This window comes from Fibrobacter succinogenes subsp. succinogenes S85 (assembly GCF_000146505.1).
Classification (GTDB): domain Bacteria; phylum Fibrobacterota; class Fibrobacteria; order Fibrobacterales; family Fibrobacteraceae; genus Fibrobacter; species Fibrobacter succinogenes.
Genome location: NC_017448.1, coordinates 1,286,815 through 1,306,903 on the forward strand (window position 1 = coordinate 1,286,815; position 20,089 = coordinate 1,306,903).

Here is a 20,089-nt window from a genome sequence, read left to right on the forward strand (position 1 = left end):
CTAACACCTTGTGTTTATAAAATCAATTGAACAGGGCGTTAATTTCATCTGCAGTGAATTGACCTTCTGCAAACATATCCGTTATTTTGGTTCCCTGTTTCCATTTGCTTGCAATGTTCCACTTGGAAATATCACCATGGAAGGAAGATTCTTGAAACATACTTTCCATATCGGTAACATTGGAAACATTCCACTTGGAAATATCACCGCTAAAGGTTGTTTTCATAAACATCTTCTTCATATCCTTTACATGGGACACCTCCCATTGAGACAAATCCGAAGATACGTTACATCCCCAAAACATATAACTCATATCTTCTGCCTTGGAAACATTCCATTTACTGACATCGCCACTGAATTTCGATGCAGAGAACATCGCACTCATATCTTTTACATTAGCAACATTCCAGTTGGAAACATTACCAGAAAACGTTGTCCCATGGAACATACTTTCCATATTCGTTACACTTGAAACATCCCACTTTGAAACATCACCATCAAAATTTTCGCATTTATCAAACATTCTTTCCATATTTGTGACTTTTGACACATTCCATTGACTGATGTCACCATTGAATTTGGAGCAAGCAAACATGCTACTCATATCCTTCACATTCGAAACATTCCAGTTCGAAATATCACCCGTAAATGAGGATCCGTAAAACATCTTCATCATATTCTCAACACGAGAAACATTCCATGTAGAAATATTCCCATTAAATTTTGATTCAAAGAACAAACTGCGCATATTGGTTACATTAGAAACATTCCAATTGCTGATATTACCATTAAAAATAGAGCCAGAAAAGCATCCTTCCATATCGGTAACTTTGGACGTATTCCACTTACTAATGTCCCCACTAAATTTGGACTTACGGAACATTCTATACATTCTCGTTACATTAGACACATCCCAGTTGCTGATATCACCATTAAATTCGGACTCTTCAAACATGTTACTCATATTCGTCACACTAGAAACATCCCACTTGCTGATATCACCTTTGAATTTCGAACCATCCGCGAAATTCTGACCAAACATATTACTCATATCAGTCACACTTGATACAACCCAGTTGCTAATATCTCCATTGAATTTGGAGCTAGCAAACATGTCACTCATATTCGTTACCTTTGAGACATTCCATTTACTGATATCGCCATTAAACTCCGACTCTCCAAACATGTTATTCATATTCGTCACATTTGAAACATTCCACTTGCTAATATCTCCATTGAATTTGGAGCTAGCAAACATGTTACTCATATCCGTCACATTTGAAACTTTCCATTTGCTGATATCGCCATTAAATTCGGAGTGTTTAAACATTCCACTCATATTCGTCACATTTGAGACATTCCACTTACTGATATCACCATTGAATTCCGATTCACTATCGGAAAAATCATCGTCAACGCAACCAAACATATTACTCATATCAGTCACACTTGATACATCCCAATTGCTAATATTTCCATTGAATTCGGAGCCAGCAAACATGCTACTCATATCCTTCACATTCGAAACATTCCATTTACTGATATCGCCATTAAACTCCGACTCTTTAAACAGATAGCTCATATCTGTAATTTGAGATACATCGATATAATTCAAATCACAATTCGGCCCTTTACTTTCAATCGCCCTTTTGATCAACGATTGAAGTTCTTCCTTTCTTTTAGGATGGTTTGCCAATCCAGCAATCATGCTATCAAAATCGTCCATGCGATCACGTTTTTTAAATAATCTGCTAAAAAAAGACATCATAAGCCCCTAGTAATTAACGTTTATTCTGCGAATCAAATTTTTCGGCTAATTTTTTTTGTCTAATAATATATTCTCTACCTTTTGTATTTTGACATCCAAAACACATTTTCTTAGAGGATTTTTTTCGTTCAACATGAGCGCCATCCACATACTCATACGAGAAAGTTTTTATTGGATTTTTGTCCTCCAAAAAAAATTTATGGCAGCAACAGCACAAAGCATACGATTGCAAACAATCATTACACAATGGCTTACCTAAAGGGCTCTTAACAGCAGAAAGCCCCTGTTCTTCATTAAATGTAGCCTCACAACGAAAACAGGTAAACGTTTTCAATCCCGCAATACGTTTTGCTTCGGCGGCTTCCCTCAAAGCTCTAGCAGAGTCTTCAGCAGCTTGACGCTGAAGTTCTTCCATCCGTTCGCGATGTTCTTCTTCTTCAATTTTTTCGTTATAACAATCCTGACATAGCCCATCAGATAAATAACCTTCTTCCCGAACTCCACACCTTCTACACAGAGCCATAATATTTCCTCGTTTAAAGAATGAATTTATACTAACATGCTACATAGTAAGCAGCAATAAGCATAATTGAACTGTTAAAATATACTAATAAAAAATCCGGCCTCGCATGAGGTCGGATTTTCAATTTCAATCAAACGTGCGGGCATGCCCGCGACATTTCGAATTGCGGATTATTCCTTATCCTTTTCCTTATCGTGGCAATGGCACGGGCAATGATAGCAGTCACCCGTTTCGGCGTAGTCCTTGCCAGTCCAGCAGTAGGTGCAAAGGTCTTCTTCCGGGAGGCCGATAGCCTGAATCAAGTCGTCAATGCGCTGGAACGCAAGCGACGTGAGGTTCAGCTTCTTGCGGATGTATTCGACCATGTCCTTGTACGGCTGGCCATTCGGATCGGTGTACTTGTCCAAATCGGCGTTTTCGCCTTCCTGGTCGCGAATGTAACGGCGCGTGATGAGGTCGTATTCATTCTTGGAGCGAGAGAAGTTGATGAACTTGCACGGATAAACGAGCGGCGGGCAAGCGATACGCATGTGCGTTTCCTTGCAGCCCATTGAATAAAGTTTCTGGGCCTGCTTACCGAGCTGCGTTCCGCGAACGATGGAGTCATCGCAGAAAACGAGGCGACGGTCCTTGATGAGACCCGGAATCGGGATGAGCTTCATCGAGGCGACATGTTCACGCTGGCGCTGGTCCTGCGGCATAAAGGAACGAGCCCAAGTCGGCGTGTACTTCACGAACGGGCGAGCAAACTTGATGCCGGCTTCGTGTGCATAGCCCAAGGCGTGAGACGTACCGGAGTCCGGAATACCGCAAGCGGCATCGGCTTCGGTCGGGGTGCGCTTCGCAAGAGCGGAACCGCAACGGTAACGGGTCATTTCCACGTTACGACCTTCGTAACTGGAGGCCGGGTAACCGTAATACACCCAGAGGAACGAACAAATTGCCATCTTCTTGCGCGGCGGAACAAGCGTCGTATCGCCATCCGGCGTGAGCTCGACCACTTCACCCGGACCAAGATCACGGACGTATTCGTAACCGAGGTTCGGAAGTGCGCAGCTTTCTTGCAAGGCGATCATGGCGCCATCCTTCTTACCAAGGATTACAGCCGTACGGCCCCACTTGTCACGGCACGCATAAAAACGCCCCGCGCTATCCATAATCAGCACGGAGCAACTTCCCTTCACCTTGTCCTGAACGTACTTGAGACCGTCAATAATTGAATCCTGCGTAGCGATAAGCGCTGAAACAACTTCGGTCGGACCGACCATGCCACTCGTTGTAGAGAACTGGAGCTGCATGCAGTTGTTGCGGAAAAGTTCGTTCTTAATATCTTCGATGTTCGTGATGAGGCCAACAGTCACAATCGCGAACGTTCCCAGCTTGGAGGTCATGACGAGCGGCTGCGGGTCCGTGTCAGAGATGACGCCTAAGCCAACCTTGCCGGAAAAATGTGTTAAATCGTGTTCAAACTTACTGCGGAACGGAGTGTTCTGGATGTTATGAATCGAGCGATGGAAAACACCATCCGATTTCAAAACAGCCATACCGCCGCGGTGAGTGCCAAGGTGAGAATGGTAGTCGGTTCCGTAAAAGAGATCGCAAACGCAATCTTCTTTGGAAATAACACCACAAAAGCCGCCCATATAAGACTCCTGGATAGAAAAAGGATTTTCCACGCACAAAAATAGAAATCTTAAGCAATATTCAAGCCCTAAAAAGCGAAAATTTTTATTTCAACCACTGGGCAGGCCCGCAAATGGCCATATTTTTTGCTTACGCTCCCAATTGGAATAATGCCCCATTTTGATTTGGGACCATTTAAGTATATATTGATATAAAAGCATACATTTTCAGAAGGGGAAGCATATGGAAATTAAAGCCGTACGCATGTTTGACCATGGTTTCATGAACCAGGCGTTTGCCTTTGGCGGTGAAGAAGGCAAGGACAAGTTTGACGAACAGATTATCTACCGCAGTAGTCTGCAAAACTTTCTCATCGACACCGGGAGCGAAGTCATCCTCGTTGATACGGGGTTCGTCAACGACTTTGCAGCACCCGAAAAGAAGCTTGGCGCACCGCTTTACATGGGAGAAAAGCTAAAGGACTACACCCAAGCTTTTGCGGAACTCGGTTACAAGCCCGAGCAAGTCACTAAAATTCTCATCACGCACAAGCATCCGGACCATTCCGCGGCCATCCAATACTTCCCGAATGCGAAGGTTTTCGTTTCGCCTGAAGATGCCGACGCCATGAAACTTGAAGGCGCAAACATCGTGCGCTGCACTTACAAGGACGGACCTTATCACAACTTCCCGAAATGCGAAAAAATCGCAAACGGAATCTATTTCATTGAAGCGAAGGGACACACCAAAGGCAACAGCATCATCGTCGTCGAAAACGACGGACTCTTCTACATGATGCATGGCGATGTGACCTACTGCGATGCCGCCCTCAAGGCGAACAAGTTAAGCATCGTTTTTGAAGACATCACTGCCGCCCGCGAAACGCTCGACTGTGTCCGCGAATTTGTCGCCAACAACCCGACCGTTTACCTCTCGACGCATTGCCCCGAAGGCTACGAAAATCTCGAAATGAAGCGCGTGATGAAACTGTAGAAAGTTCCGCAGTTAAACCAGCAACTTTGTCGCCCCGGACGCCGTTCCGGGGCATTTTCATTTAATTTTTCATTTAATTATTCACCGAGGACAAACGCGACGGCTTTTTCGAGGTCCTCTTGCTGGCGTTTATGCACTTCGCCGTAACGAGCAACACCGCGAGAAGCGTACATTGCGTAAATGTCCGGATCCAGCAATTGAATCATGCGGTTCTTGATTTCGCTCACGGAATACGGGTCAAAGTAAAGTGATGCATTTTCGCAGACTTCAGGCACTGACGTTGTGCCGCTTGCAGCCACAGGCACGCCATAACGCATCGACTGCACCGGCGGATAGCCAAAGCCTTCGTTCAAGCTCGGGAAAATAAACGCATAGGCGTTCTTGTGCAAGAATTCGAGTTCCTTAGATTCCACGTAACCGAGGAATACAAACGCATCCTTGTTGCGAATGTGCTTGCGGTAAACTTTCACGTTCGTTGCACCCGTAATCACGAGCTTCATGTCGAACAAGTGATTTGTCGAACGCATCATTGTTACAAGTTCATCAAACGCCTTGACCGCACGCAGATTGTTCTTTTCCCAGCGGGCACCGCTCGTGAGCAAGAAATACTTTTTCGTTTTCACCGTCGGCGGCAAGAATCCTTCCGGTTCGTAATCCAGCATCGGGCTATAGAAAACGGGGATTTCTTTGTCCAGAAGCTCCGGGAAGAACGACTTGATTGAAGCGCGGCTATGTTCGCTCACCGTAATGCATTCGGCACGGCCATCGGCAATGCGGGCCGCCAAATCGCGATACTTGGGCGCATAGAAATACTTTTTCCAACTGTCGCGATAACGTACAAGCGCTTCGAGCTTTTGTGCAAGTTTTTTCGCAAAGCCAACGCCTTGCCAGCTATACTGCATTTCGAGAGCGCGCACGCCATGCCACGTGAATACAAAACGTTTCACCTGAATTTGCCATTTCTTTTCGAGCGAATAAAGCGGCGTGTAGAACGCATCAATCGCATTTTCGTCGATAATCTGCTGCGGCGTCTTTTCAGCAATGTCAAAAAGTGGAATGTTGCACTTTTCGCAAGCTTCAAGAATATCCGGCGACAAGTATTTGCGGCTATCGTAAACGCAACTGAACTTTGCACCACGTTTTACAAGCGCCCAGAAAATCACTTCGCCATAAGAGCCGCCACCGTGAAACTTTGCACTGTGAATCGGCTGCACCGCCACGAGATTAAAAAGAAAATTCATAAACGCCCCCTAGAAAAGCTTGCCCAGGATTTCCAAAGGCTTCACGAGGAAAGGCATTTTCTTGTACAGCCAGGCAAGCGATTTTGCAAACGCATAAGAGCGAATGATGTAGGCACCAGCAGCGCCAACCTTGTTCGTCTGGTACATGAATTCATCCTTCGCATGCGCAATCACATCATCGTAATACTCGTTGATGTGAATGGACTTATCCGCGTTCACCGTCACGGGGAGGCTCTTCAAGTTCGTATAAAAGTCCTTGCGCAAAATCTTCGGCAAAAAGATGTTCATCGATTCCGGCACCTTGCGGCCACGCGTATCGATAATGCGCGAACCAAAGAAGTGCAACACCTTCGCCGTCGGCAAGAAGCGGTTGCCATAAGCCAGCTGGCAGTTCCAACCGCCATCCATCTTCTTCGTGATGTAACCAAACTTGTAATTGGTTTCAGCAAGCGAAGCCATATCATACGGGAAGTTTTTGGAAACACAGTAAAGCCAAAGTTCATGCCAAGTCTTGAAGAACTCGCGAGCTTCCGGCGTATCGGCGGCAAACATCACGCCCCCGTTGAAAATTTCATCATTGAGGATTGGCGAAAAGCCCATCATCTTCGCGTTGTTCAAGACCTTCTTGCGGTTAATTGCCTTCGAGAGATTCGTGTGGAAGTCAAGCACCGCGTAAATGCCACCGCGCCATTCGTCCGGAATCGAGAGGTCATCGACAATCGCGATGTCCGAATCCATGTACAAGAAATCGCCATTGACCACATTGCGCATCACCGTCTTGAGGTAACGAGAACGGAGCATTGGTGTGAACTTTTCATCAAGCGTCAAAACCTTGAGTTCATCGACCGCATCCTTCAAGACCGCACGCGGCCCCGTCAGAGTTTCGGCCGTTTTGTCGTCCGTTAAAAGCGTCACGAACGCATTCGGATTATGGACACGCAGCGAAGCAATCGCCACAAGCGTCTGCTCGCAGAAAAAGTCCTTCGGGGAACTCGTCAACACAAAAAGATATTTCACAGAAGGCATAGTCATCCTTAAAGCTCAATCGGTTTCTTGTTTTCGTATGCGGCAAGGCGGCTTTCCATCGTGCCACACGGTGCATTTCGGAGGAAGTTCTTGATGCGTTGCCAAAGCGGGCGCCAGCTACCGTTCGTCACGTGAATTGCAAAAGGTTTCGTCTTCGATTCGTTCAAGCTCGGCAAAAATACATCACCCGGATAAATCGTCATTCCCTCAGAAAGTTTCTGCAATTCATTTTTATAAACAAAACCAAATTGCTGTGCCGTATGCGCATAAACAAACGGAGAAATATTCTGGATATTCAATTCACCGTTCGGCAAAATGAACTTCTGGTTTTCGTAGTATTCCATGCACTTTTTAAGGAACGGATGCCCGGCCTCGCCACCGAAAATGGCCGCCTGCAAAGCAAGCCCCGGGAGCGCAATCTGGCTCGGGTCCTTCTTGGTTCCGTCCTCGTTCAAGTACTGCCAAGACTTGTTTTTCTTGAAGTGCGATGTAAACTCGATATTCGTAAAATAGCGATTGTCCAGGAACGGATCAAAGCTCTGGTACATGTAAACATCGCTATCCAAATAGATTCCGCCCTCGCTATAGACGGCATAAAGGCGAATGTAGTCGCTTGCGAAAGCCCACTTAGAAAGCGAAACCGCCTCGCGCACAAACGGGACCGTATCAATAATCTTCTGGCATTTTGCCATATTCCAGTGGACAATTTCGTAATCAGGGCAATGACGTTTCCAGCTATCAATGCACAACTGCGGAAGTTGCGGCAGCGGGTCATTGGAAAGCCAAATATAGTGCAACTTTTTAGGAATCATAAAAATAATGTAGAAAATTACTACTGTTCGGCCACTCCAAATAGTTATATTTGAGTCATGATTTCAATTGCAATGGCGACATATAACGGCAAGACTTTTATTCGGGAACAGCTAGACTCAATTTTGGCTCAGACCGAACAAGATTTCGAAATCGTAATTTGCGATGACGCTTCGACCGATTCCACGCCCCAAATCCTTGACGAATACGCACGCAAGGATTCGAGAATCCGCGTTTACAGGAACGAGAAGAACTTAGGTTATCGCGAAAACTTCAACAAGGCCGTATCGCTTTGCAAAGGTGATTTTGTCGCATTCAGCGATCAGGACGATTTGTGGCTCCCGAACCACCTCGAAACTTTGCATAAAGCCATTGGTGATAATCTCGTTTGCGGAGGTCGCACGGTCCGTTGCCGCGAAGATGGTTCCACGCTCAAGGAATTTTCCCCGACGCCGTACCAGTCCAATTGCCTGACTTCGCAAAAAGACCGTTTCATTTACCAGTGCTACGCCTTCAATCTTTATCAAGGCGCATCGCAACTCATCAGCCGTGAAGCGGTCGAGCGATTCTTCCCTATCGAAAACGACGAATATGCCCACGACTGGTCCCTTGCCGCAAACGCCATTGGCGAAAACCGATTTGTCTATACTGACACCGTCGTGACAAAATGGCGCAAGCATTCTTCGCAGGTTACGCACAAGAGGCATTCAAGAGAAGTCCGCAAGAACCGTCTCGCACAATTTGCGCTGTACATGTGGTCGCATAACGAAAAACTCAAAAAAGACCACGACATCAAGGAAATCTTGCGCAAGGCCATCGAGTTCCATACAAACTCTAGACTTTCGTATCGTCTCAAGAACCTCGCCCATGCGTGGAGAACATCCAAGACGATTTACGGGCGTAACTTCACCGGAACGCTCAAGACCGTTCTCGGCTACTTGTTCACCGCATCGCTTTAAAATTTTCTCTTGTAGAACAGGAACTGCGCCCCAAGCAGGAGCAGCACGCACACGTAAACGGCAATCTTTCCGACCATCGTGAGCGTAACCACTTGGGCGTTAATCAAGATGTAAAGCGCAAGCAAGAGCACCATCCACACGATATCAATCCAAAGTTTGGAAGAATACGGCTGGAGACTTCTCTTGAGCAGATACACGTTGCAATAAACGGACGAGACGATTCCGTAAATCAGCATCGAAAGCGCAGCGCCCAAAAGTCCAAATTGCGGGATCAAAATAAAGCCCGCCACGACAGAAGTTAAAAGCTGGATAACGCTCGCCTTCAAGTTGACTACGCTCTTGCCGATGCCATCGATGACCGTATTCACCATGCCAAAGAACGTCACGACCAGCTGGAAGAAGAGCAAAATGCCAAGCGCCATCGGCTGCACCACGTAACTCTTGCCCGCAATCGACATGATTTCTTCGGGGAAAAGCACGATGAAAAATCCGATAATCACCTGAATCATCGTCGCCATCGAAACGCAATACGAATAAACAGGCTTCAAGTCCGTCTTGAGGCGGGATTCATCCATGCCCGAAACGACCGGCGTAATAATCGGGTTAAATCCGTTTCGAATCGTCTGGAGGCCGTTTGCAAGTGTCATCATCAAGGCATAAACGCCAGAAGCCTCTGCCCCGAGGAAGAACAGAACCATCCACAAAGTCGAACGCTGCAACAAGTTCCCGACAAACACCGTCAAGCCAAGCGGAATGGAATACATCACCAGTTCCTTGGATGCGCGGCCCTGCGGGATCACCGGCATCGTCTTGAACTGTTTGCGCACCGCTTTTGCGTGCAAAGTAAAACCAATCACCTGCCCGAACAAGAGGCCGAACGGGAGCGCATGTGGAATATCCAAGTAATGGAGCACAATCGACACGAGCGGCGCCATCACAGCAATCACAAAGTCATTGATAAAAATAGAGATCCACGGCTTACGGTTCCCTTCCGAAGAACTGCTGAGCACGTACATACCCGAATAGAACACCAATGAAATCGCGTAGTACGGGAGTTCGTCCGAAATAAGCGGCGTGAACGAGCCCACAATAATCACGACTGTAATGAACAACGAAACGGCGACCGAAATCCAGAACGATTCCATAATGCCGTTGTAAGCCACACGTCCGTGAAGCTTATTCTGCGGCAAATACCAGCGGAGCCCAATATCCAGGCCGAGAGTCGAGGCACGAGCAATCGTAAGCAACAAGCCCTGAGTCGAAACAAATATGCCAAATTCGCCTGCGCCAAAGATGCGCGCAAGCATAATGGTCAAAAGCGGGCCGCAAATTTTGAGGACTGTACCCAGAATATTAAAGAGGGTACTTTTTTTCAAAAAACTTTTGTCAACATCTAACTCGTTCATGCTCAACGCAATTTAAAAAAATGGGATAACAGATTAAACCCTAAAATTTAGCGAAATGCGTATAAAAACAAAAAAATTTACTACATTATACGGCATGGTTCAATTCAGTCAAACTTCTTGGCAATACGGCACACTTTCGGAGACGCTTGATATCTTGCGCTATGCGCCGATGTCTCTCCCTATCGGAACGAACGCCGTACTTTATTACACATTGCCCAAGACCATTGAATCTGGCGAGTTTATCCGCTACACCATTATGGCGGGTTTCAGAAAATTAAGTTGGACTGGCATCATTGGAGCGGTCACGCCGGGCAAGACGAGCAACGTTGTTGAAATCGCCGTGCGCCTTGGCGAAGGTCCTTTCCGTGGCTTTACGGCAACTCACACGTTTGATTCCGTTAAAGGCATGACGACCTGCTTTGATAACCTCACCTTCCAGGGATGCAAGGATTTTGCAGAAGACACGTTCGCGATTGTCATGAACAGCGCTAGCCTGGTTTACGCCATGAAGGCTAGAGAAATGGCACGCGAACAAATCGCTATTGTAGAAGCAAAGAAGAAGACGCAGGCTTTCGAAGCGTTGGATCAGTCCGCAACCGCCGGATAAAATCATGTACAAGTCCCTCGAACAGGCCCTGCTGGATTTGGAAAAAGCGGGAATGCTCAAACGTATTCACGCCGAAGTTGATCCGCATTTGGAAATGGCCGAAATCGCGAGGGAAAATTTTAGGCAGGGTGGCCCAGCTCTCCTTTTTGAACATGTCAAAGGGAGCAAGTTCCGTGCCGCCTGTAACATTTTCGGAAGCGACGAAAGGTTCAATTTTCTGTTCCGTGAAGGCTTTGAACAGACGAAAATCGCTGTAAATTTCAAGGCAAATCCGGTCGAATTTTTCAAGAACGCTTTCAAGCACCCGCTACAATTGTTCAAGGCGGGATTTGCCGGAATAAGCTCTTTGCCGAGACGCTCCGGTAGCATCAAAGACTTCGAAGAATGCAGCCTTAGCGACTTGCCACAGCTGGTCAGCTGGCCGCTAGACGGCGGAGCGTTCATCACGCTCCCGCAAGTCGCCACACGCCCGAGCGAAAATGCAAGCGTCATGCAGACAAACGTAGGCATGTACCGCATCCAAATTTCGGGGAATGAATACGTCCCGAACGAAGAATGCGGATTGCATTACCAAATCAAGCGCGATATTGCAAGGCACCACCAAAAGGCAATTGAAGAAGGCCGCCCGCTCAAGGTGAGCGTTTTCATTGGCGGACCTCCATCGCATACGTTTGCCGCCGTGATGCCCATGCCCGAAAACCTCTCGGAACTCTTGTTTGCAGGCATGCTCGGCAACCGACGTTTCCGTTACTTTGAACACGAAGGTTACCTTGTCTCTAGCGATGCTGACTTTTGCATTCTCGGTGAAATCGAGCCCGACTTAAAACCCGAAGGTCCGTTTGGCGACCACATCGGTTACTACTCCGGCAAGCACGATTTTCCGTGCATGAAAGTCAAGAAAGTCCTCTGCAAAAAGAACGCGATTTTCCCGTTCACAGTCGTCGGGCGCCCGCCACAAGAAGACACGCTCTTTGGCAAGTTTATTCATGAAATTACAAAGCCGATGGTTCCCGCTTCGCTCCCGGGCGTTTACGGGATTCACGCGGTCGATGATGCTGGCGTACACCCGCTTTGCCTAGCGCTCGGTTCAGAAGCGTTCCGGCCGTACGTGAGCCCCGAAGAACGCGAGCCGATGGAACTTTTAAAGACGGCTAATGCGCTGCTCGGATTCAACCAGGCAAGTTTAACAAAGTATTTGCTTATCGCCGCCAAAGAAGATGTGGGATTCTCTGCTGACGGGAAAGCCGTTGCAAATAAAACCGCCGCGCGCCTCGATGTAAACAACGTCCCCGCGTTCTTCGGACACGTTCTCGAACGTGTCCACTTCGACCGCGATTTGCATTTCCAGACGGCGACAACGATCGACACGCTCGACTACACCGGCACAAGCCTCAACCACGGTTCCAAAGTCGTGATTGCAGCCGCAGGCGCCAAAATTCGCGAGCTCCGCAACAATCCGAGCGATTTAAAAACTCTTGCACTCCCGCAAGGTTTCAAGAATGCAACCGTCGTGATGCCCGGCGTGCTCATGATCGAAGGTCCATCATTCAACGAGACTTTCCGCGAACTCAAAGAAGCCCTCGCCAATTGGGAATTCCGCGAGAACTATCCCTGGATTTCCATCATTGACGAAGGCGCCCGTAATGCCGACAATGGCGAAAATGCAAACAACATCTTGAGCGATTTTCTCTGGCTCACGTTTACGCGTTCCGACCCCGCCCAAGATATTTATGGCCTCGACGAAACTGTTGAAAACAAGCATTGGAAATGCAAGGCGCCCTTGATTATTGACGCCCGCATCAAGCCGCAGCACCAAAAGCAGCTTACCATCCCTACCGAAATTACCGCTAGGGCAAAGCAAATCCTCAAAGAGGCAGGAGTACAGTAAAATGCGATTCTTAGCTTTACTCATCATCGCCATCGTTTGCTTTTCCCATGCCTATGAACACGAATGCGGTACGCTGAACATTATCAAGAACCGCACGCAGTACAAACAAGAACATTACGCTTCATTGCTTTATAAAAGTCCCGGTTGCAGCTACGAGCAATACTACGATTCCGTTTATTCCATTGAAACACCGCACATCCAGGTTTTCTACGTCTTAAACGGTCCACACGCAACCACCAAAGTGTTTGCCGACAGCACCGCCGCCAGCATGGAAGACGCCTGGAATTTTTATGTCAACAAGCTCAAGATGCTTGCGCCCAAAGGCCTTAGCGTCACCCATCACTTTCAGCAACCTGTCAAAAACGGCTTGTACCCCATTGAAATTCTCGACATTGCACAACTTCGAGATCCCTATTCGCTATACGCATGTTCATCCTGCTATGGCCTCACTATCCAGCCTGACGACTACTCCACCGCTCTATTTCTGGAAAACGATTTTCTTGTAGGGGCAGCCCAAAGCAACGTATTCGATACGCTTTACACAGAAAACGATACATGCGTTTACCCCGTATCTAAAAATCCGTTGCGCAACTCCGCCCACAACTATTCCTACGCCGATGAATGGGCCAAGGGCATCCGCCTGACAGTCTTCCACGAATTTTACCACGCCGTACAGCTCCGCTATATCAACATCATAACAGACAACTTTCTTTTCTGGTTTGAAGCTTCGGCCACCGGTTTTGAAGAAATCATCAATTCAGATATTGACGACTACATTTCTTATATTCCGCACCTTTTTAACGATATGGGACAATCCTTTACAAGGATTACAAGGACAAACAGCCACAAAATATACGGCGTATCGACACTGTTCCTTTATCTATACCACAAAATTTCTAACGGGATTGACAAGTCTATTTGGGAAAGTATTTCAAAAAATCCAAACAAGTCATTTGAATACCAACTTGACGCTGTGTTAAAACCAATGCAACTCAATGCCGACAGCGTTTTCCACGACTACACCGTAAGCCTTTCGCTTTCCGGTGAAAAAAGCAGTTCTATTTCACAAAAATACTGGATTATCGAAGACCAGCCAAAATGGCCTTCCGCAATTTTTTACAATGAAGATTCCATAAAGCCCGAACTTGAAAGCCTATCATTTAAATATTATCGAGCCCCGAACAATTATACCGAACCCGATTTTTCAGACTTTGTCGGTAAAGCATCGGTCATCACGTTCAACAAAGGCAAGGCGAGCGTCCACAAAATTCAAAACACAAAGACACTCGACAGCTTAACATCAATCCTTTCGGCCAGCGATTCCATCCTATGGATTTTTAGCAGGTTCGGCGATTCCGAAAGCATCCCAATCGTAAACAAGGACGCCGCACCGCATGCCTACCCCGTTCCATGGCGAGAAGGTTCGCTCTGCTTTGCACCTCTCCCCAGCGACAAAAAGTTCTTTGAAATCCGCAATAGACGTGGCGATTTAGTTTCGCAAATAAAATACGAAGGAACGTCGCACTGTCTGCAAGAACACCAAGTCAAAGAGATGATGGCTCCGGGCATTTACCGATTCCGCGTCGGGAATAAAGGTAAGACAAAGAGCTTTATGGTGATTTACTAGTGGCTAGTGATTAGTGGTTAGTAGACAGGACGCACTCACCAATCCACGGGAACAAGTTATTCTTTTGTTCTAGCTTTTTGAGCAATTTCGTGTCGGGATTAGCCTTCACCGCTTCTTTATAAAGTGCACAGACATTTTCATAATGACCATTCAATCGGGCTCGTGCGTAATCCGCCGCTGAATTGTTATGAATCATGAACGCCCAGTCCGAAGCCTGGAACAACACGAGTTCGCGCGCCATCTGTGCCAAGAAACGCTTCACCATCGTAGCCTTTGAGCTGCGCGTATTCCCAACAGCACTTCCAGAAGTCTTCCCTGCTACTTTAGAAATGCGCGACTTCAAATCGTCCATCATCTTACGCATTCTAAAGAACATCGGGTACTGGAAAGCGACTTCATCGTTCATCCAGACTTCACCAAAGCCACCCTCACCCCATGATGAGAAAATCGGTTTGTGAACGTCTTTATCCGCAGGCTCGCGAATCGAATCTTCAAGAGAAGCCATTTCGACCACGCTCGAGCTTGCCGCGCGTTCAAACATCTTCTCGATGAACAGCGGACCTTCGAACCACCAGTGGCCAAAAAGTTCCGCATCGTACGGACAAAGGATCGAAACCTTATTGCCATCCATGTTCGGAAGCAAGCTCGACACAGTCGCTTCGCGATTGGCGACAAAAAGTCGCGCGTGGTCTTCCACCAAGCGGAGCGCATTCCACGGGCGATAAATCTTCTTGTCCTCACTACCCGTGATGCGGTAATACTTGAGGCCCGTTTCGATGTGTGCGCCCGCCGCCAAGAAGTAATCGCCTAGATACTCGCTTTCGCGTTCGTGCGCAATGTCCTTGAAGAACTCGCGGTATTCCGGATGCCCCGGGTAGCCCGTTTTGCGGCTCCAGACTTCCATGGAACTGCTCTGTTCGCGGCCCATGCAATAAAGCCCTGCCGGAGTCTTGACCGGCGAGAATACGCCATACTTCGGTGCAGGTTTTGCCAAGAGCACACCGTGCGTTTCCAAAAAGAAATACTTGAATCCGTATTCTGCAAGAATCGCATCCAAGCCTTCAAAATAGCCACATTCCGGAAGCCACAGCCCGCGAGGCTTTTTGCCAAAAGCATCTTCAAACGCGCGGACTGTAATCTTCAACTGCAAGCGGATTGCTTCAATATCGTTCTGGTACGCCGGCAAAAACGGATGCGTCCCCACGCATGTGAGCAAGTTGATTTTTCCAATCTGCTCCAAGCGCTTTAACGCAGGGATAATTTCGCAACCGCAATCGCGCTCCCACGTATTGATGAGCGCAAGCTGTCTGCGGTAATAAAAATCCACCACTTCCATAAGCTCGGAATTGCCCTGGAAGCGGACTTTTTCGCGTTCAATCAGCTCAAGCTGTTTGTGCAAATGCGCCGAAAAACGGGTAAGCAAAAGCTTATCCGTTAGCATTGCCAAAAGTGCCGATGAAACGCTAAAATTGAGAGTACCCGGCACGCCCTTTTCTTCCAGACGGTTGAGCATCTGGATGATGGGCAAATACGTCTCCGCCATAGCCTCAAAAAACCAGTTCTCTTCCAAGAACCGGTCAAAAGAGGGTTCACGCACAAAAGGTAAATGTGCGTGAAGCAAAAGATGTACACGACCAGGCTTCGCCATTATTCCGTGCGCTTCACCACGATCGGAACGATTGTCGTCGGGAAATCGCCATCCTTATCGGTAGCAAAGACAGGGATAATCTTCGTCACGTCCGGGAGGTCTTCTTCAAAGCTGAAGGTGCCATCCGGGTTGAGCGGGAACGGTTCGCCACGCACCTGCAAGTGTGCATCCGGACGCGTGCCACCGTAGACGATCAAGCGGGTCTTGACCCACAAGAAGAAGTCCTTGCCGTAGTTCACGGAATCCTTCGGGAGTTCAAGCTTGTTGCTCTTGAGAGCGGCACTGGAAAGTGCGCCAGAGAACATGGAACCCGAAGAGCTCGAAAGCGATTCAAGCCAGTTCTTTGCAGACATCGAAGAGAGTCCCGAGCTGCCAAAGCCACCGAGAGTAGCACCGCCGAGGGATGCGCGAACAAATACGTTGTCCGTATTCACTTCGGAACCTTCGAGCGTGAACGTCTGCATCGGGCCTGCTTCAACAAGCGGTTCAAACTTGCCTGCGGCAACAACGCCAAGAGCAGCAGCGCAGTTCTGCGTGGCCTTGTTTTCCACGTACCAGCTACGGGCGTCTGCCGGAACTTCGATATCGTGGAACTTGAGCTTCTTGTTGCGCTTCACGGTCAAGTCGTTCGAAATGTCAAACAAGCGAAGCACGAGCTTGCCCTTGCCCTTCTTGGCAGCCTTGATGCGTTCTTCAGAAACTTCCCAGAAGGCTTGCATCCAGTTCGGATCCTTTTGCATGAGCACGAGGTATTCGGCATCGAAGGATTGCGGCAAAGCTTCCGGAGCGGAGGCCTTAGCGGCCTTTGCCTTCGGAGTTTCAACAACTTCAACTTCGACCTTCTTGGCCTTCGTTGCAGCCTTCACGACCTTCTTGGCGGCAGCAACAGACTTTTCCGTCTTTGTAGAGACCTTGGCGGTCTTCGTTGCAGTCTTAGCAGCCGGCTTTTCGACCTTGGCCTTAGCAGTCTTCTTTGCAGGAGCCGTCTTGGCAGCAACCTTTTCCACCATTGCGCTCGGCTTCTTGGCGACGACCTTCTTTTCTGCGACAGCCTTCTTAGCGGCCGGCTGTTCGTCAGTCGCCTTCTTCACTGCAGTCTTCTTGGCTACAGTCTTCTTTTCAGAAACCTTTGTAGAAGCCGTCTTCTTAGCAGCGGTCTTCTTTACTTCCTCTTCATTCTTCTTAGTAGCCATTTCGATCTCCTTCTGATTGAATCTTACTGACCACGGGTCTTACCCCAACTTCCAACACCAAGCAAACCAAGTCGAATACCAATAAAGGATTCACTCCAGTTGCGGTCATCGTCCGTCAGGCGAACACCTCCCTGAATAGCCAAATCCAACATCATGCCCTTTCTCCCGAGCGGGAAACCTGCACCAATGGATCCACCTATTTCAGAAACGTCTTCAACATACCAGTTCTTGTACCAGGCGCCGGCTCTATACGTTATACGATCCCAATAGGCATCATAAAAGATATCGCTTCCGTCACGTTGGTAACCAATAGAAATATTAAAATCATTTTGGGTTTTGGTCACCTTGGACATGTCCCAACTACCCGCGACATTGTCTATATCCTTGTCCCATGCACGCCATGCAACATCAGCCATCACATTATGTCGTTTGTTAATGCGATAATTGACACCCGTTGCAAGCATGGCTGGCACCTTGATTTCACGAGTGCACTTAGTCGGTGCAAGCGTATCGGTTTCGCTAAACCTGAAGTTGTACTCCAGATCGTTCTTGAGCGTGTAAGGAGTCGTGAACGAGAAGAAATACGAAGCCATGCGACCGCGGTACTGAGCCGCAAAGGTGTAGTAAGCCGGGTGGTGCTTGATTTCCCAGTCGCCACTCACGTAATCGGAAATATCGGAACTGGTTGTAGCCCAGGCATCTTTCGAACTAATAGCGCTGTTATCCGGACCAAGCGTCAAGTTGCGGGTAAAGCTCCCCAACACAAAGTGGGCCGAAGCACCGAGAGAAACTGCACGGTAGAACGGAAGCCTAATCGCATAAGTCGGCACCAGTTCATAGACACTGCTCTGGTACTCGATTTCAGCATTCCACAGTTCTTCCTCGTTATCAACATCTTCACGAACAGAAGCGGCATAATGCTGCCACAGCGACAAACCAATTGTACCAAAGTCACCCATCGGGAACGACAGGTTCATGGACGGCATCGAAACACCAGTCTTTGTATAATGGGAATTCGAACGATCCGCCGTAGAGACATCGAGCAAGAAGTTCAAGTTCAACACGACCTTGGAATCAAAAGCCTGGCGTGCCGGGTTCACAACAGAAACACCTTCCGTCTCACCGGTCTTTGCATTACCCGCAAAACCGCGACCAGCCATAGCGGCAGAACCGCCTGCAATCTGTTCCTGGCCCAAAGCTTCAAGGCCAATCATCGACGCAAAGGAAAAACTCGAAACACAAAGTAAAGCACTAATAAACTTTTTCATTATTTTTCCCCGCGCTTGGATGCAAGCCACAACTTAAGCGTAGCAGGCTTGTCCTTGATAGAAGTAAAATCGTAGCGAGCCATATCGTAACGGGCGTAATCGTAGTCCGTCGGGTAGAACACGTTAATCGAATCATAGCGATCGACGAATATGGAATCCTTGGGCAAAAGAACCGACTGGTCCATACGCAAGGCCATCTTGAACGAACGTCCATCGCTAGCCCTATTGATAAAGTCACGCATACCCTTCGTCACCTGCAACGAAAGAGAATCTCCAGAATAGAAAATCATGTTCGGGTGGCCGCTTTCCTGAACTCTCGGCCTATTGACCTTGTACTTTTCCATGCGATGCACGACAGTATCCGCACTATCCGCATAGGAACTTGCAAGAACGACAATCGGCAAGTCCAGTTCATTTTCGCCCTTCGAATCGTCCCTGAAGAACGTCATCTCGGCCATCACGACAGCCTGGCGCACATCGTTCTTATCGCCAACCATATACGGGAACTCGTCGCCATAGAACTCAGACAAGGCCTTCAAAATCGGCTTTGACGGGAACTCGACTACAAGGGAATCGTAATAGCCACCGTGCAACACGAGGCAATCCTTGCAATTTTCGCGATACGATGCAAGCAAAGCAGAACGGACCGGTCTATGGGACGGATTTTCCATTGAATCCTTCTTCACGGCGACCAAGTGGAACTGCGGGTAGTAATTAATGTGGTCCGAACCATAGAAGCGGTAAGCATTTTCGGCTTCTGGTGCGGAAAGGCGCATTTGCAGACGGCGGTAACCAGACTTGTTGCGGAATTCCTTCACAAAGGCGCCCGGCATATCAATCGTCAACAGCGGATTTTCCAGCGAATCACCCTTGCTAGCCGCCTTGAGAGAGAACGTAAGGGTTGTATCGGCAGACTTTTGCGGATTCCAGGATTCAAGTTCATGGAACCAGACGGAATCCTTGATGTTCTCCAGGTCTTCGTATTCCTTCTTGCTCAGCTTATCCGAAAGAATCCAGCTGACATCAATCTTGATGTCTTCTTCAATCGGGAGCAGGTTGGACAAGAAGTGATCCGTGTTATAGAAGGCATCCAAAAGACGCATGTACAAAACCGACTTAATGGTATCGGCATTATTCAACGTCGCCATAAACGTGCTATCGATTCGGAAATCGAAATAGACATCGTGAGTCATGCCCGGAGTTGCGCCAAAGACGCCGCGATACCTTGCGTTTTCGGGAAGCGTGTCACGGAAAACTTCGGCAGATATCGGCTTCAAGTCATTGATCGTCACCGTCTGGACTTTATAGCTACTCGGCATTCCTTGGTCAGAAAGCCAATTTGAAAGACCTTCGTCATCTGAATCGAACAGGCAAGATGACAGGAATAGCGACAAAAGCGGCAATAGAATAAATTTTTTCTTTTTCACTCAGAACTCCGAGTATTTACTTGTAAATAAATTTCGCCCATAATATAGCAAAAACGCAATTGAGAAATTAGGCGAAAGAACG

At 47.8% G+C, this 20,089-nt stretch carries 16 protein-coding genes; 5 read left to right on the plus strand and 11 right to left on the minus strand.

Annotated features, from left to right (window positions below; genetic code table 11):
• Nucleotides 1-22 precede the first annotated feature (22 nt).
• The 3 genes from FSU_RS15845 to FSU_RS05440 form a co-directional block, all read right to left on the minus strand.
• Nucleotides 23-1,582 (minus strand): BspA family leucine-rich repeat surface protein, encoded by a 1,560-nt coding sequence (locus FSU_RS15845; protein WP_244263725.1) that lies wholly within the window; start codon nucleotides 1,580-1,582, stop codon nucleotides 23-25.
• A 199-nt stretch (nucleotides 1,583-1,781) separates the two neighbouring features.
• Nucleotides 1,782-2,291 carry a hypothetical protein gene (locus FSU_RS05435; RefSeq protein ID WP_014545478.1) on the minus strand — a complete coding sequence of 170 codons (510 nt, stop codon included), beginning with the start codon at nucleotides 2,289-2,291 and terminating at the stop codon, nucleotides 1,782-1,784.
• Nucleotides 2,292-2,461: 170 nt separating this feature from the next.
• Complete coding sequence (locus FSU_RS05440; RefSeq protein ID WP_014545479.1) at nucleotides 2,462-3,934, minus strand: amidophosphoribosyltransferase; 1,473 nt, start codon at nucleotides 3,932-3,934, stop codon at nucleotides 2,462-2,464.
• Between the two features lie 223 nt (nucleotides 3,935-4,157).
• On the opposite strand from FSU_RS05440, the gene FSU_RS05445 reads away from it, so the two are divergent.
• Nucleotides 4,158-4,907, plus strand: coding sequence for an MBL fold metallo-hydrolase (locus FSU_RS05445; RefSeq protein ID WP_014545480.1), 750 nt, complete (start codon nucleotides 4,158-4,160; stop codon nucleotides 4,905-4,907).
• 77 nt (nucleotides 4,908-4,984) lie between these two features.
• Here FSU_RS05445 and FSU_RS05450 read toward each other — a convergent pair whose 3' ends face one another.
• Genes FSU_RS05450 through FSU_RS05460 form a run of 3 tightly spaced genes read right to left on the minus strand, consistent with a single transcriptional unit; the run spans nucleotide 4,985 to nucleotide 7,986 of the window.
• Nucleotides 4,985-6,148, minus strand: coding sequence for a glycosyltransferase (locus FSU_RS05450; RefSeq protein ID WP_014545481.1), 1,164 nt, complete (start codon nucleotides 6,146-6,148; stop codon nucleotides 4,985-4,987).
• Nucleotides 6,149-6,157: 9 nt separating this feature from the next.
• Nucleotides 6,158-7,180 carry a glycosyltransferase family protein gene (locus tag FSU_RS05455; protein ID WP_014545482.1) on the minus strand — a complete coding sequence of 341 codons (1,023 nt, stop codon included), beginning with the start codon at nucleotides 7,178-7,180 and terminating at the stop codon, nucleotides 6,158-6,160.
• Between the two features lie 2 nt (nucleotides 7,181-7,182).
• A complete protein-coding gene (locus FSU_RS05460) occupies nucleotides 7,183-7,986 on the minus strand; it encodes a glycosyltransferase family 32 protein (protein ID WP_014545483.1) in 804 nt (267 codons plus the stop codon).
• A gap of 57 nt (nucleotides 7,987-8,043) precedes the next feature.
• Here FSU_RS05460 and FSU_RS05465 point away from each other — a divergent pair, with 57 nt between their 5' ends.
• On the plus strand, nucleotides 8,044-8,943 hold the full coding sequence (locus tag FSU_RS05465; protein WP_014545484.1) for a glycosyltransferase: 900 nt from the start codon (nucleotides 8,044-8,046) through the stop codon (nucleotides 8,941-8,943).
• Here the strand turns inward: FSU_RS05465 and FSU_RS05470 are convergent.
• Nucleotides 8,940-10,349: an MATE family efflux transporter gene (locus FSU_RS05470; RefSeq protein ID WP_015731796.1), complete on the minus strand. Its 1,410-nt coding sequence runs from the start codon at nucleotides 10,347-10,349 to the stop codon at nucleotides 8,940-8,942. The two genes, FSU_RS05465 and FSU_RS05470, sit on opposite strands and share 4 nt — an antisense overlap.
• 94 nt (nucleotides 10,350-10,443) lie before the next feature.
• Here FSU_RS05470 and FSU_RS05475 point away from each other — a divergent pair, with 94 nt between their 5' ends.
• Genes FSU_RS05475 through FSU_RS05485 form a run of 3 tightly spaced genes read left to right on the plus strand, consistent with a single transcriptional unit; the run spans nucleotide 10,444 to nucleotide 14,471 of the window.
• Complete coding sequence (locus tag FSU_RS05475; protein ID WP_041260035.1) at nucleotides 10,444-10,956, plus strand: hypothetical protein; 513 nt, start codon at nucleotides 10,444-10,446, stop codon at nucleotides 10,954-10,956.
• A gap of 4 nt (nucleotides 10,957-10,960) precedes the next feature.
• Nucleotides 10,961-12,844 (plus strand): UbiD family decarboxylase, encoded by a 1,884-nt coding sequence (locus FSU_RS05480; RefSeq protein ID WP_014545486.1) that lies wholly within the window; start codon nucleotides 10,961-10,963, stop codon nucleotides 12,842-12,844.
• Nucleotide 12,845: 1 nt separating this feature from the next.
• Complete coding sequence (locus tag FSU_RS05485; RefSeq protein ID WP_014545487.1) at nucleotides 12,846-14,471, plus strand: hypothetical protein; 1,626 nt, start codon at nucleotides 12,846-12,848, stop codon at nucleotides 14,469-14,471.
• A gap of 10 nt (nucleotides 14,472-14,481) precedes the next feature.
• On the opposite strand, the gene FSU_RS05490 is transcribed toward FSU_RS05485, so the two are convergent.
• Genes FSU_RS05490 through FSU_RS05505 form a run of 4 tightly spaced genes read right to left on the minus strand, consistent with a single transcriptional unit; the run spans nucleotide 14,482 to nucleotide 20,007 of the window.
• Nucleotides 14,482-16,119 (minus strand): glycoside hydrolase family 57 protein, encoded by a 1,638-nt coding sequence (locus FSU_RS05490; protein ID WP_014545488.1) that lies wholly within the window; start codon nucleotides 16,117-16,119, stop codon nucleotides 14,482-14,484.
• Complete coding sequence (locus tag FSU_RS05495; protein ID WP_014545489.1) at nucleotides 16,119-17,312, minus strand: DUF4912 domain-containing protein; 1,194 nt, start codon at nucleotides 17,310-17,312, stop codon at nucleotides 16,119-16,121. Before FSU_RS05495 ends, FSU_RS05490 begins: the two co-directional genes overlap by 1 nt.
• Before the next feature lie 23 nt (nucleotides 17,313-17,335).
• Nucleotides 17,336-18,580: a hypothetical protein gene (locus FSU_RS05500; RefSeq protein WP_014545490.1), complete on the minus strand. Its 1,245-nt coding sequence runs from the start codon at nucleotides 18,578-18,580 to the stop codon at nucleotides 17,336-17,338.
• Nucleotides 18,580-20,007, minus strand: coding sequence for a hypothetical protein (locus tag FSU_RS05505; protein ID WP_014545491.1), 1,428 nt, complete (start codon nucleotides 20,005-20,007; stop codon nucleotides 18,580-18,582). Before FSU_RS05505 ends, FSU_RS05500 begins: the two co-directional genes overlap by 1 nt.
• Between the last annotated feature and the right edge of the window lie 82 nt (nucleotides 20,008-20,089).

Coding starts and splice junctions, on each gene's coding strand:
- FSU_RS05490 (WP_014545488.1), bottom strand. CDS start 16,119: ATGGCGAAGCCTGGTCGTGTACATCTTTTGCTTCACGCACATTTACCT.
- FSU_RS05450 (WP_014545481.1), bottom strand. CDS start 6,148: ATGAATTTTCTTTTTAATCTCGTGGCGGTGCAGCCGATTCACAGTGCA.
- FSU_RS05485 (WP_014545487.1), top strand. CDS start 12,846: ATGCGATTCTTAGCTTTACTCATCATCGCCATCGTTTGCTTTTCCCAT.
- FSU_RS05445 (WP_014545480.1), top strand. CDS start 4,158: ATGGAAATTAAAGCCGTACGCATGTTTGACCATGGTTTCATGAACCAG.
- FSU_RS05465 (WP_014545484.1), top strand. CDS start 8,044: ATGATTTCAATTGCAATGGCGACATATAACGGCAAGACTTTTATTCGG.
- FSU_RS05500 (WP_014545490.1), bottom strand. CDS start 18,580: ATGAAAAAGTTTATTAGTGCTTTACTTTGTGTTTCGAGTTTTTCCTTT.
- FSU_RS05460 (WP_014545483.1), bottom strand. CDS start 7,986: ATGATTCCTAAAAAGTTGCACTATATTTGGCTTTCCAATGACCCGCTG.
- FSU_RS05440 (WP_014545479.1), bottom strand. CDS start 3,934: ATGGGCGGCTTTTGTGGTGTTATTTCCAAAGAAGATTGCGTTTGCGAT.
- FSU_RS05475 (WP_041260035.1), top strand. CDS start 10,444: ATGGTTCAATTCAGTCAAACTTCTTGGCAATACGGCACACTTTCGGAG.
- FSU_RS05455 (WP_014545482.1), bottom strand. CDS start 7,180: ATGACTATGCCTTCTGTGAAATATCTTTTTGTGTTGACGAGTTCCCCG.
- FSU_RS05470 (WP_015731796.1), bottom strand. CDS start 10,349: ATGAACGAGTTAGATGTTGACAAAAGTTTTTTGAAAAAAAGTACCCTC.
- FSU_RS05495 (WP_014545489.1), bottom strand. CDS start 17,312: ATGGCTACTAAGAAGAATGAAGAGGAAGTAAAGAAGACCGCTGCTAAG.
- FSU_RS05435 (WP_014545478.1), bottom strand. CDS start 2,291: ATGGCTCTGTGTAGAAGGTGTGGAGTTCGGGAAGAAGGTTATTTATCT.
- FSU_RS05480 (WP_014545486.1), top strand. CDS start 10,961: ATGTACAAGTCCCTCGAACAGGCCCTGCTGGATTTGGAAAAAGCGGGA.
- FSU_RS15845 (WP_244263725.1), bottom strand. CDS start 1,582: ATGAGCTATCTGTTTAAAGAGTCGGAGTTTAATGGCGATATCAGTAAA.